The sequence below is a fragment of the Streptomyces sp. DSM 15324 genome (assembly GCF_001514285.1).
In the GTDB taxonomy this organism is placed as follows: Bacteria; Actinomycetota; Actinomycetes; order Streptomycetales; family Streptomycetaceae; genus Streptomyces.
Genome location: NZ_KQ949023.1, coordinates 396058 through 407870, shown reverse-complemented (window position 1 = coordinate 407870; position 11813 = coordinate 396058). Strand labels below are relative to the sequence as shown.

Below are 11813 nucleotides of genomic sequence, written 5' to 3'. Positions count from 1 at the left end.
CATGAGTCAGGCGGGGCAGGCATGTCAGCGGCCGGGCTGCGAGGGGTCGTACGAGGACGTGGGCGGCGGCGAGCTGTACTGCGACACGTGCGGGCTCGCCCCGGTCGTCTCGGCGGGGGGCCTGGACGGCTCGCCCGGCGGTGGCCGCGGCAGCTCCAGCACCCCGGCCAGTTCCCGCAGCGCCCGCAGCGCGCGTACGTCGTCGCAGTCGGCGAAGTCGCGCCGCTCGGTGTCGGGACGGCTCTCGCGCTCCCTGTCGGGCAAGGCGACGGGGCGCTCGGTGTCGGTGCGCAGCTCCGGCGCGACGGCCGGCTCCTCCGGGCGGGCGCGGCTCGGGGCCGGTCTGGTGACGGTGCCGCAGGTGCCGCGCCCCGACCCGCGGGCGATGGTGCTGGAGGACCCGGAGGTGCCCGAGCGCAAGCGGTTCTGCTCGCGCTCCGACTGCGGGGCGCCGGTGGGCCGTTCGCGCGGTGACCTGCCGGGGCGCACGGAGGGCTTCTGCACCAAGTGCGGCAACCCCTACTCGTTCGTCCCGAAGCTGCGCGGCGGGGACGTCGTGCACGGCCAGTACGAGGTCGCGGGCTGTCTGGCGCACGGCGGGCTGGGCTGGATCTACCTCGCGGTGGACCGGGCGGTCGCGGACCGCTGGGTGGTGCTGAAGGGCCTGCTGGACACCGGCGACCAGGACGCGATGGCCGCCGCGATCTCCGAGCGGCGCTTCCTCGCCGAGATCGAGCACGCCAACATCGTGCGCATCTACAACTTCGTCGAGCACCTCGACCAGCGCACCGGCTCGCTCGACGGCTACATCGTCATGGAGTACGTCGGCGGCAAGTCCCTCAAGGAGATCGCCAACACCCGCCGCACCGCCGACGGCAAGCGGGACCCGCTGCCGGTGGAGCAGGCGTGCGCGTACGGCATCGAGGCCCTGGAGGCGCTCGGGCACCTGCACAGCCGCAACCTGCTGTACTGCGACTTCAAGGTCGACAACGCGATCCAGACCGAGGACCAGCTGAAGCTGATCGACATGGGCGCGGTGCGCAGGATGGACGACGAGGAGTCGGCCATCTACGGCACGGTCGGCTACCAGGCACCCGAGGTGGCGGACGTCGGCCCGTCGGTGGCCAGCGACCTCTACACCGTGGGCCGCACGCTGGCCGTCCTGACCTTCGACTTCCAGGGCTACACGACGGTCTTCGCCGACTCGCTGCCCGACCCGGACACCATCGAGGTCTTCCGCCGGTACGAGTCCTTCTACCGGCTGCTCGTGCGCGCCACCGATCCCGACCCGGCCCGCCGGTTCGCCTCGGCGCAGGAGATGGCCGAGCAGCTCACGGGGGTGCTGCGGGAGGTCGTCTCGGTGCAGAGCGGCACGGCCCGGCCGGCCCTGTCGACGCTGTTCGCGCCCGAGGTGAAGGTCACGGACAGCGAGCTGTTCCCGAAGCTGGACGGGGAGGTGTCCCGGCTGGGGGCACGGGTCGTCACCTCCCCGCGCACCGGCGGGAGTTCCACGCCGACGGCCGCCGCGACGGCCGGCGCGCCCGCCGCCCTCGCCCCGGGCCTGGTGCGGACCGTCCCCGCGCCCGCCGCCGGGCTCGCGCTCCCCGTGCCGCACGTGGACCCGGCCGACCCCAACGCGGGTTTCCTGGCGGGCCTTTCGGCCTCCGCGCCGGGCGAGCTGATCACGGCCCTCACGGCCGCTCCCGCGCCGTCCGTGGAGACCCGGCTGCGGCAGGTCCGGGCCTGGCTGGAGAACGGCGACCACCAGACGGCGCTCCAGTCCCTGTCCCGACTGGAGGGCGAACGGCCCGACGACTGGCGGGTGGTCTGGTACCGGGGCGTGGCCGCGCTGGCCACCGGCGACCACGAGGGCGCGGCCCTCGCCTTCGACGCGATCTACGACGCCTTCCCCGGGGAGCCCGCGCCGAAGCTGGCGCTCGGTCTGTGCGCCGAGGTGCTGGGCCAGTTGGACAACGCGGCCGAGTACTACCGGCTGGTGTGGGCCACCGACCCGAGCTATGTGAGCGCGGCGTTCGGCCTCGCGCGCGTGCAGCTCGCGGCCGGGGACCGGCGGGCCGCCGTACGGACGCTGGAGTCGGTGCCGGAGTCGTCCATCCACTACACGGCGGCCCGGGTCGCCGCGGTGCGGGCCCGGCTCAGGCAGCGGACGGCGGTCGCCGCCGACGTACCCTTCCAGGAGGATCTCACCGCGGCGGCGGCGCAGGTCGAGGCGCTCGACGCATACGGCCTGGACCCCACGCGCCGCGAGCAGTTGTCCGCGGAAGTCCTCGGCTGTGCGCTGGACTGGATACTCTCCGGGGGCCGGGGCTCCGGCCCGGACGCCCGGCGGTCGCTGCTCGGCGCCCCACTGGACGAGCGGGGGCTGCGCTTCGGCCTGGAGCGCTCGTACCGCACGCTGGCCCGGCTGGCGACACGCGGCGAGGAGAGGATCGACCTGGTGGAACGTGCCAATCGTTACCGCCCCCGGACGTGGGTGTAGTTGATGTCCCAGATGCCCCGGCAGGCCGCCCTGCCGACGTGTCCGAGCTGCGCGGAGCCGCTCGACGCCGGTGACCGTTACTGCGGCGCGTGCGGGTTCGACCTGTCGGTCGCGCCGCGTCGCCCGGACGACCACCCGACCCTCGCGATGACCGGCACGACCGCCCCCGCGGCTCCGGCGGCACCGACCGCCCCCGCGGCTCCGGCGGCACCGGCCGCCCCCGAGGCCCTCGCGGCGTGGGCCACGCCCGCGGCGCCGCCCACCGGCGGAGTGCGGTTCGACCGGCCCGCCGAGCCCGAGGAGTACCCGTTGCAGGCGCCGGACCCGCGGGTCGCCGCCGAGGCGGGCGCCGTCAAGGTGTGCGTGGCCTGCCGGGCCGGGCGGGTCGACGACGACGGCTACTGCGAGAACTGCGGGCACGCCCAGCCGCGTGAACGCGACCACATGGAACTGGAGTCGGGCCCGGTGGCCGCCGTCAGCGACCGCGGGCTGCGCCACCACCGCAACGAGGACTCCTTCAGTCTCGGCCACGCCACCCTGCCCGACGGCTCCCCGGCGCTCGTCGCGATCGTCTGCGACGGCGTCTCCTCGGCGACCCGCCCCGACGACGCCTCGATGGCCGCGGCCCGCGCGGCCGGCGACGCGCTGCTGGAAGCCCTGCCGCAGGGCGCCCATCCGCAGGCCGCGATGCACGAGGCGATCGTCGCCGCCTCGCACGCGGTCAACGCGCTGGCCGGCGAGCCCGCCACCGCCCGCGAGCACACCCCGCACCAGAACTCCCCCGCCTGCACCCTGGTCGGCACGGTCGTCACCCAGGGGCTGCTGGTCGTGGGCTGGGTCGGCGACAGCCGCGCCTACTGGGTGCCGGCCGATCGCGCCACTCCCCCGGCCCGGCTCACCGAGGACGACTCCTGGGCCGCCCAGATGGTCGCCGCGGGCCTGATGAGCGAGGCGGAGGCGTACGCCGACGAACGCGCCCACGCGATCACCGGCTGGCTCGGCGCCGACGCCTACGAACTGGAGCCGCACACCGCGTCGTTCAAGCCGGACCGCCCCGGTGTGGTGGTGGTCTGCACCGACGGCCTGTGGAACTACGCGGAGGCGGCCGAGGAGATGGCCGAGGTCGTCACCCCCGACGCCGCCGTACGACCACTGCACTGCGCCCAGGTCCTCGTCGGCCACGCCCTGGACGGCGGGGGCCACGACAACGTAACAGTGGCCGTCGTACCGTTCCCCGCACCGCCTCAGGGGGCAGGAAACGCCTGAGGGCGCAAACGGGGACATCCACGGGTGACACGCCCACGGGCCGGAGGGGACCGGTCCGCACCTTGCGAGGGGGATTCGATCAGCCATGGCCAATTTGTCGAAATCGAACGTGCCGCAGTTCTCGGTGGACGTCTACCAGAACGAGTACCTGCCGGAGGGCGGCCGTGAGGTGAACGCGATCGTCACGGTGACCGCCACCGGCGGCGGCACCGTCGGCACCGCGGTCACCGCACCGCATCTGTACGCGCCGGGCCAGGGCCCGTCGGCCGCCGTGGCGATCATGGTGGACTGCTCCGGCTCGATGGACTACCCGCCGGCGAAGATGCGCAACGCGCGGGACGCGACCGCCGCCGCCGTCGACACCCTGCGCGACGGAGTGCAGTTCGCGGTGATCGGCGGCACGCACATCGCCAAGGAGGTGTACCCGGGCGGCGGGCGGCTCGCGGTCGCCGACGCCACCACCCGGGCGCAGGCCAAGCAGGCGCTGCGCCGGCTCAGCGCGGGCGGCGGCACCGCGATCGGCACCTGGCTGCGGCTGGCCGACCGGCTGCTGTCCTCGACCGAGGCCGGCATCCGGCACGGCATCCTGCTCACCGACGGCCGCAACGAACACGAGTCGCCGCAGGACCTCAGAGCCGCCCTCGACGAGTGCGCGGGCCGGTTCACCTGTGACGCCCGCGGCGTGGGCACCGACTGGGAAGTGAAAGAAGTCACAGGGGTCGCCTCCGCCCTGCTCGGCACCGCGGACATCGTCGCCGACCCGGCCGGGCTGGCCGCCGACTTCACCCAGATGATGGAGACGGCGATGGGCAAGGAGGTCGCGGACGTCGCGCTGCGCCTGTGGACCCCGGTCGGCACCACGATCAAGTTCGTCAAGCAGGTCGCGCCGACCGTCGAGCAGCTCACCGACCGCCGCACCGAGGCGGGGCCGCGCGCCGGCGACTACCCCACCGGTTCCTGGGGCGACGAGTCCCGCGACTACCACGTGTGCGTCGAGGTCCCGGCCGCCCACCTGGGCCAGGAGATGCTGGCCGCACGGGTCTCGCTGGTCGTCCCGCAGCCTGGGGGCACCTCCCGCTCGAGCGGAGCCGAGAGTGGGGGAGGTTCGGTCCAGAACCTGGGTGCGCAGGGGCTCGTACGGGCCGTGTGGACCGACGACATGGCGGCCTCGACGTCGATCAACCCTCAGGTCGCGCACTACACGGGTCAGGCCGAACTGGCACAGGTCATCCAGCAGGGCCTGGACCTGCGCAAATCGGGTGACATGGATGGAGCGACCGCCAAACTGGGCCGTGCTGTCCAGCTCGCGAGCGTCTCGGGGAACGCCGATACTGCGAAACTGCTTGCGAAGGTGGTGGACGTGGTCGACGCGACGACAGGTACTGTGCGACTGAAGGCGAAGGTCGCGGAGGCAGACGAGATGACTCTCGAGACCCGGTCCACCAAGACTGTTCGTGTAAAGAAGTGACGTCAGACGACCACGAGGTCACCGAAGAGGTCACCGAAGGAGAGAGGGGGACGCGCCGACATGCCGACCTGCCCGAACGGACACCAGTCGGGTTCCGACGACTGGTGCGAGGTCTGCGGTCACCGCATGGCCGGTGCCGTACCCCCGCCCCCGCCGCCCCCGCCCCCGCCCCCCACGGGCGGCTACGGCTTCCCGCCCCCGCAGAACACCCAGCCCGGCGGCGGGCGGCATCCGTCCGCCCCTCCCGGCCACGAGGCGGAGCTCTGCCCGCAGTGCCGGACGCCCCGTGAGGGCGGTGCGCCGTTCTGCGAGGAGTGCCGGTGGAACTTCCTCACCAACACGGCGACCTCGTACACCCCGGCCGCCCCGCGCCCGCCGGCCGGCGGCCCGGGTGGTCCGGGTGGGCCTGGTGGTCCGGGTGGGCGTTTCCAGGGGCCGCCGCCGTCCTTCGGCGGCAGCGACTCCTTCGACTACCAGAGCTCACGGCCCTCGCAGGTGAACCGGCCCGCGGAGCCGATCCCGCCCTTCGGCGGCGAGCCGTCCCGGCCCTCGGGTCCCGGGGTGACGGCCGGCGGCCCGGGCGCGTTCGGGCGAGAGCCGTCGGGCCCGGGGAGTCCCGGTGCGCCTGGTGGGCCGGGCGGTCCGGGTCCCTACGGGCGTGAACCCGGGGTCACCGGTGGTCCCGGCGCGTTCGGGAACGACCCGGGCGGTCGCGGGGCGTTCGGACGCGAGCCCGGTGGTCCGGGTCATGCGGGTGGGCCCGCTGCGTTCGGGCGTGAGCCCGGTGGTCCTGGTGGTCCCGGTGGTGCTGGGGCGTTCGGGCGTGAGCCCGGGGTCACGTCCCCCGGGCCGGGAGCGTTCGGGAACGAGCCCGGTGGTCCGGGCGGACCGGGTGGCCCCGGTGGCCCCGGTGCGTTCGGACGTGAACCGTCCGGTCCCGGCGGCACGTCCGGTGGCTCCGGTGGGCCCGGCGCGTTCGGGCGCGATCCCTCCGGTCCCGGTGGCCAGCCCTCCGCCGACCCCTTCGGGCGTGAGCCTTCGGGTCCGTACGCGGATCCCTTCCGACGTGACCCCTCGGGCCCGGGTGGTCCCGGTGGTCCCGGTGGCGGCCCCGGCGTGTTCGGTGCCCCGCCGCCGCCCGGTCAGGGCGGTCCGGGTGGCCCCGGCGGTCCGGGGATACCGCAGGCCTTCCAGCCTCCGAGCCCGGGAGGCCGGACGGCCCCGCCCGGATTCCCCCCGGAGACCGGCCGGCCGCAGCCCGGCGGCCAGGGTTTCGGCGGCGCCGACGACGACTGGGTGATCTCCCCTCCCGGCCAGGGCCAGGGCCCCGGCGGCCAGGGGGGCGGCGGCTACGGCTACCCGCAGCCCGGGTCCACCCAGGCACCGCCCCCGCCCGGCCCGGCGTACCCGCAGCAGCCGGCGACCTGGACGGCGACCATCGGCCCGGACCGCGCCTACTTCATGGCGATGATGCACCGCTCCGGCCCGGAGGCCGCGGGGCTCAACCTGCCCGCGTACTCGCCCGAGCAGCAGCGCACGCTCACCGGCAACCAGGTCACCATCGGCCGCCGCCGGCACTCCACCGGCGAGACCCCCGACATAGACCTGTCGGTGCCGCCGGAGGACCCGGGCGTCTCGCACCAGCACGCGGTCCTGGTCCAGCAGCCGGACGGCACCTGGGCGGTCGTCGACCAGAACTCGACGAACGGTACGACGGTCAACGGCGGCGAGGAGCCGATCCAGCCGTTCGTCCCGGTACCGCTCCAGGACGGCGACCGGGTGCACGTGGGCGCCTGGACCACGATCACGGTCCGCCGGGGCTGAGAACGGCCCGCTCGTCGGGGGCTACGGTTCGACGAGCCGTGCCCCCGCCGAGCCGGGCAGGGGCCAGGCGTACGGCCCCTCCGGATCGTCCAGCCAGGCCCAGGCGCGCCGTACGCCGACCGTGACGCCGTAACGCCGCCGGTCCGGCATGCCCTCGCGTTCCCAGAGGGCGTACGCCTCCTGAGGTTCGAGGCTGCCCCGGGTGAGCGACAGCAGGAAACGGAACAGGTCGCTCTCCCCGGCCCGGCGCGGCACCCCCCTCGGCACGGCCGGCTCGGGCGCGGGGCGGCTCGCGCCGCGCAGGGGCACGAAGTAGGCGGGGGTGTGCAGGAAGCGGCCCTCCGCGTGCCCGGCGTCCCGTACCGTCAGCGCGACCAGACCGGTGGCCAGCGGGGTCAGGATCAGCGCACCCGGCCGGCACTGGGCGATCCAGGCGCGCGGCACGGACGCGAGTCGGCAGGTCGCCACGATCCGGTCGAAGGGGGCGCGCTCCGGCACCCCGCGCGCGCCGTCCCCGGTGACGACGGTCGGGTGGTAGCCGGCGGCGGCGAGATGGCGGCGCGCGGACTCGGTGATCTCCGGGTCCAGGTCGACGGTGGTGACGTGGTCGTCGCCGAGCCGGTACGACAGCAGCGCCGCGTTGTAGCCCGTGCCCGCCCCGATCTCCAGCACCCGGTCGCCGGGCTCGACCCGCAGCTCGGCCAGCATCAGCGCCATCAGCGAGGGCTGGCTGCTGGAGGTGAGCAGCTCGCCGTCGCGCAGCCGGGTGGCCAGCGGGGTGTCCTCGTAGACGCCGCGCACCCAGCGCTCGCGGACGCGCGGGTCGGGGCTCTCGCCCCAGCACCGCTCGAACCCTCCGGCGCCGGAACCGGCGTAGTAGTACGGCACGAAGAGGTGGCGCGGGACCGTCCCGAACGCTTCCCGCCAGCCCGGATCGGCGGCGAAGGCCCCGCTCGCGTCGACGGCGCGCACCATCGCGGCCCGCGCCGAGGCGGCGAGGTCGTCGAGACGGCGGTCGAGCCCGGGCCCACCCGTGCGACCACCCAGGCGACCGCCTGTGTGCCCACCCATGCCTCCACTGTGCGGCGGAACGTACGCGGAGGCGAGCGGCCGGGGCGAGCGGCCGGGGGGCGCGAGCAGCCGCGGGTCCGCGGTCCTAAGCCCTCCGTCCTCGGTCCCCCCGTCTGAGACCATGGGGAGGTGAAAGAGATTCGGCGCGGCACGCTTCAGGAGCAGACCTTCTACGAGCAGGTCGGCGGGGAGGAGACCTTCCGCCGACTGGTCCACCGTTTCTACCAGGGCGTGGCCGAGGACCCCCTGCTCAAGCCCATGTACCCGGAGGAGGACCTGGGCCCGGCGGAGGAACGCCTCGCCCTGTTCCTGATGCAGTACTGGGGCGGCCCCACGACGTACAGCGAGAACCGCGGCCACCCGCGGCTGCGGATGCGGCACGCCCCGTTCGTGGTCGACCGGGCGGCGCACGACGCCTGGCTGAAGCACATGCGGGACGCGGTCGACGAGCTCGGGCTCTCCGAGGAGCACGAGGAGACGTTGTGGAAGTACCTGACGTACGCCGCCGCGTCCATGGTGAACGCGGCCGGCTGACGGTCAGGGATCTGAGGTCAGGGATCTGAGGTGAGGGGGCGGGGTCAGGCGGCAGGGGTCAGCGGACGGTGACGTCCAGGGGCCCGAGCCCCGCCCGCCGTACCGCGACCGAGCCGTACGGCGTGCGCAGGCGCAGCCAGGAGCCGAGCGAGAGCAGCGCCAGGTCCCGCGCCCCGGCCGAGGGACGCAGGAACCCGAGGGACTGGGCCGCGTGCACGGCCCGTACCGGAAGCCCCGTGTCGCCGACCGTGCGGGACCAGATGTCCCGTCCGATCCGGTCGAGTGCGGCGCGGGTACGGCCCTCGGGGGCGAGTTCCTCCGTACGGCCCCGGAACTCGGCGACGGCCGCGCCGACCAGTGAGCGCAGCGCGTCGGGCGCCGGCAGACCCGCCTCGGACCGCCAGCCGCCGCGCGGCGGCAGGACCCCGGCCCACGGCGGCCCGGTGACGGCGGGCGGCACCGCGGCCGTGGCCGCGCTCTCCGCCACCGTCTCCAGCATCTGCCCCGCGGACACGGTGGCGTCCAGCGTGACGTCGAGGCCGTCCTCGTACGGCTTGGCGAGGCGTACGGCACGGATCGCGAGCACCTCGAAGGAGGGCGGCCGGCCGAACACGGCGAGTGCCGTCCCGGCCGCCTGGAGGCGCACCGCGGCTCCACGGTCGTAGTGGAGCAGCCGGGAGAGGAAGGCCGCGAGGTCCGCCGCCTCCCCCTCGTCGGCGAGGTGGAGCACCGTCATGCGGCGACGGCCTCCTCGGCGTCGTCGCGGTACTCGTTGAGGAACTCGCGTTCCTCAGCCGTGATCCGGCGCGGTCGCTGTGCCTCGAAGTCGAACGGCACGATGACCGTCGACGCCGTGACGTAGACGTGGTCGCCGTCCTTCACCTCGTAGGTGATGGTGAAGGACGCCGCCCTGATCTCGGTGACCCACAGCTCGATGTCCACGGGCGAGTGCCGGTGGACGAGCTGGCGCTTGTAGTCGATCTCGTGGCGCGCCACCACGGACCCCTGCTGGAAGTCCTTCTCCGGGCGGAAGAGGAAGTCGATACGGGCTTCTTCCAGGTAGCGGACGAAGACCGCGTTGTTGACATGACCGTACGCGTCCATGTCCGACCAGCGCAGCGGACAGCGGTAGAGGTGCCGCAAGATCGATCAGCCCCGGGTCAGCTTCTTGTAGGTGGCGCGGTGCGGACGCGCGGCGTCCGGTCCGAGCCGCTCGATCTTGTTCTTCTCGTAGGACTCGAAGTTGCCCTCGAACCAGAACCACTTGGAGTCGCCCTCGTAGGCGAGGATGTGGGTCGCCACCCGGTCGAGGAACCACCGGTCGTGGGAGACGACGACGGCGCAGCCGGGGAACTCCAGCAGCGCGTTCTCCAGGCTGGAGAGGGTCTCGACGTCCAGGTCGTTGGTCGGCTCGTCGAGGAGCAGCAGGTTGCCGCCCTGCTTGAGGGTGAGCGCGAGGTTCAGACGGTTGCGCTCACCGCCGGAGAGCACGCCGGCCGGCTTCTGCTGGTCGGGGCCCTTGAAGCCGAAGGCGGAGACGTACGCCCGCGACGGCATCTCGACCTGGCCGACGTTGATGTAGTCGAGCTCGTCGCTGACGACGGCCCACAGCGTCTTCTTCGGGTCGATGTTCTCGCGGCTCTGGTCGACGTAGGAGATCTTGACGGTCTCGCCGACCTTGATGTCGCCGGAGTCCGGGGTCTCGAGGCCCTGGATCATCTTGAAGAGCGTGGTCTTGCCGGCGCCGTTCGGGCCGATGACGCCGACGATGCCGTTGCGCGGCAGCGTGAAGCTGAGGTCGTCGATGAGGACCTTCTCGCCGAAGGCCTTGGAGAGGTTGTTGACCTCGACGACGATGGAGCCCAGGCGCGGGCCCGGCGGGATCTGGATCTCCTCGAAGTCCAGCTTCCGCATCTTGTCGGCCTCGGCCGCCATCTCCTCGTACCGGGCGAGACGGGCCTTGGACTTGGCCTGACGCCCCTTGGCGTTGGACCGCACCCACTCCAGTTCTTCCTTCAGACGCTTCGCGCGCTTGGCGTCCTTCTGGCCCTCGACCTTCAGGCGGGTCGCCTTGGTGTCGAGGTAGGTGGAGTAGTTGCCCTCGTAGGGGTGGGCGCGACCGCGGTCGAGCTCCAGGATCCACTCGGCGACGTTGTCGAGGAAGTACCGGTCGTGGGTGACGGCGACGACGGTGCCGGGGTACTTGGCGAGGTGCTGCTCCAGCCACTGCACGGACTCGGCGTCCAGGTGGTTGGTGGGCTCGTCGAGCAGCAGCAGGTCGGGGGCCTCCAGCAGCAGCTTGCACAGCGCGACGCGGCGGCGCTCACCACCGGAGAGGTTGGTGACGGGCCAGTCGCCGGGGGGGCAGCCCAGGGCGTCCATGGCCTGCTGCAGCTGGGTGTCCAGGTCCCACGCGTTGGCGTGGTCGAGGTCCTCCTGAAGCTTGCCCATCTCGTCGAGGAGGGCGTCCGAGTAGTCGGTCGCCATCAGCTCGGCGACCTCGTTGAACCGCTTGAGCTTGCCCATGACCTCGGCGGCGCCGTCCTGCACGTTCTCCAGGACGGTCTTGGACTCGTCGAGCGGCGGCTCCTGAAGCAGCATGCCGACGCTGTACCCGGGCGACAGGAACGCGTCACCGTTGGAGGGCTGCTCGAGGCCCGCCATGATCTTCAGAACGGTGGACTTACCGGCGCCGTTCGGGCCGACCACACCGATCTTCGCGCCGGGCAGGAAGCTCAGCGTTACGTCGTCAAGGATGACCTTGTCGCCGTGTGCCTTGCGCGTCTTGCGCATGGTGTAGATGTACTCAGCCAAGAGAAACCGTCCGGCAGCTTGAAATCTGGCAGTGGGCAGATACACCCCATCTTGCCGGACGGCCACCCCTGGGGGGAAACCCGTCTGGGCGGGGGGCTGTGACCTGGGGTTTCACACTTGACAGGTGCGGGACGTCCGTCGTCACCGGTTGCTGTCGAGTGGCCTCCGGTGACCTCGTACGGCCCAGGGGCGACCACGGTGGCGGGCGTGCGGGGGCGTGCAAGCGGGCGCGACGCTGCACTTCGTGCGCCCCCCGGACGGTCGGCGTCCGCTTCCGCAAGATCGGGAAGGACCCCCGTGTGCAGGCCGTCCTCGCACTTCGCGTGGCATTTCATG

General features: G+C 73.2%; 9 protein-coding genes. 5 read left to right on the top strand and 4 right to left on the bottom strand.

From position 1 onward, the window contains the following. Position 1 precedes the first annotated feature (1 nt). From AQJ58_RS01785 to AQJ58_RS01770, 4 genes are all read left to right on the top strand, one after another. Positions 2–2500 (top strand): serine/threonine-protein kinase, encoded by a 2499-nt coding sequence (locus AQJ58_RS01785; protein ID WP_067244132.1) that lies wholly within the window; start codon positions 2–4, stop codon positions 2498–2500. Beyond that, positions 2501–3766: a PP2C family protein-serine/threonine phosphatase gene (locus tag AQJ58_RS01780; RefSeq protein WP_199844510.1), complete on the top strand. Its 1266-nt coding sequence runs from the start codon at positions 2501–2503 to the stop codon at positions 3764–3766. It abuts the gene before it with no gap. A gap of 85 nt (positions 3767–3851) precedes the next feature. Beyond that, the gene (locus tag AQJ58_RS01775) at positions 3852–5234 is read left to right on the top strand and encodes a vWA domain-containing protein (RefSeq protein WP_067244129.1); all 1383 of its coding nucleotides are present in this window, start codon (positions 3852–3854) and stop codon (positions 5232–5234) included. A gap of 60 nt (positions 5235–5294) precedes the next feature. Further along, positions 5295–7058, top strand: coding sequence for an FHA domain-containing protein (locus AQJ58_RS01770; protein ID WP_067244127.1), 1764 nt, complete (start codon positions 5295–5297; stop codon positions 7056–7058). Between the two features lie 21 nt (positions 7059–7079). Here AQJ58_RS01770 and AQJ58_RS01765 read toward each other — a convergent pair whose 3' ends face one another. Then, positions 7080–8033, bottom strand: coding sequence for a methyltransferase domain-containing protein (locus tag AQJ58_RS01765; protein WP_067244125.1), 954 nt, complete (start codon positions 8031–8033; stop codon positions 7080–7082). 225 nt (positions 8034–8258) lie between these two features. Here AQJ58_RS01765 and AQJ58_RS01760 point away from each other — a divergent pair, with 225 nt between their 5' ends. Continuing rightward, positions 8259–8663 carry a globin gene (locus AQJ58_RS01760; RefSeq protein WP_067244123.1) on the top strand — a complete coding sequence of 135 codons (405 nt, stop codon included), beginning with the start codon at positions 8259–8261 and terminating at the stop codon, positions 8661–8663. 58 nt (positions 8664–8721) lie between these two features. Here AQJ58_RS01760 and AQJ58_RS01755 read toward each other — a convergent pair whose 3' ends face one another. From AQJ58_RS01755 to ettA, 3 genes are read right to left on the bottom strand one after another with little or no spacing between them, the layout of a single operon-like run. Beyond that, entirely contained in the window at positions 8722–9399 is a 678-nt protein-coding gene (locus AQJ58_RS01755) for a DUF8185 domain-containing protein (protein ID WP_067244121.1), read from the bottom strand. Then, a complete protein-coding gene (locus tag AQJ58_RS01750; protein WP_067244119.1) occupies positions 9396–9806 on the bottom strand; it encodes an acyl-CoA thioesterase in 411 nt (136 codons plus the stop codon). Before AQJ58_RS01750 ends, AQJ58_RS01755 begins: the two co-directional genes overlap by 4 nt. Before the next feature lie 6 nt (positions 9807–9812). Next, positions 9813–11477: an energy-dependent translational throttle protein EttA gene (ettA, locus tag AQJ58_RS01745; protein ID WP_067244117.1), complete on the bottom strand. Its 1665-nt coding sequence runs from the start codon at positions 11475–11477 to the stop codon at positions 9813–9815. Positions 11478–11813 lie beyond the last annotated feature (336 nt).

What these genes read in the sequence shown, in the direction of transcription:
- AQJ58_RS01775 (WP_067244129.1), top strand. Translation starts at nt 3,852, where the DNA reads ATGGCCAATTTGTCGAAATCGAACGTGCCGCAGTTCTCGGTGGACGTC.
- AQJ58_RS01770 (WP_067244127.1), top strand. Translation starts at nt 5,295, where the DNA reads ATGCCGACCTGCCCGAACGGACACCAGTCGGGTTCCGACGACTGGTGC.
- AQJ58_RS01755 (WP_067244121.1), bottom strand. Translation starts at nt 9,399, where the DNA reads ATGACGGTGCTCCACCTCGCCGACGAGGGGGAGGCGGCGGACCTCGCG.
- AQJ58_RS01765 (WP_067244125.1), bottom strand. Translation starts at nt 8,033, where the DNA reads ATGGTGCGCGCCGTCGACGCGAGCGGGGCCTTCGCCGCCGATCCGGGC.
- AQJ58_RS01785 (WP_067244132.1), top strand. Translation starts at nt 2, where the DNA reads ATGAGTCAGGCGGGGCAGGCATGTCAGCGGCCGGGCTGCGAGGGGTCG.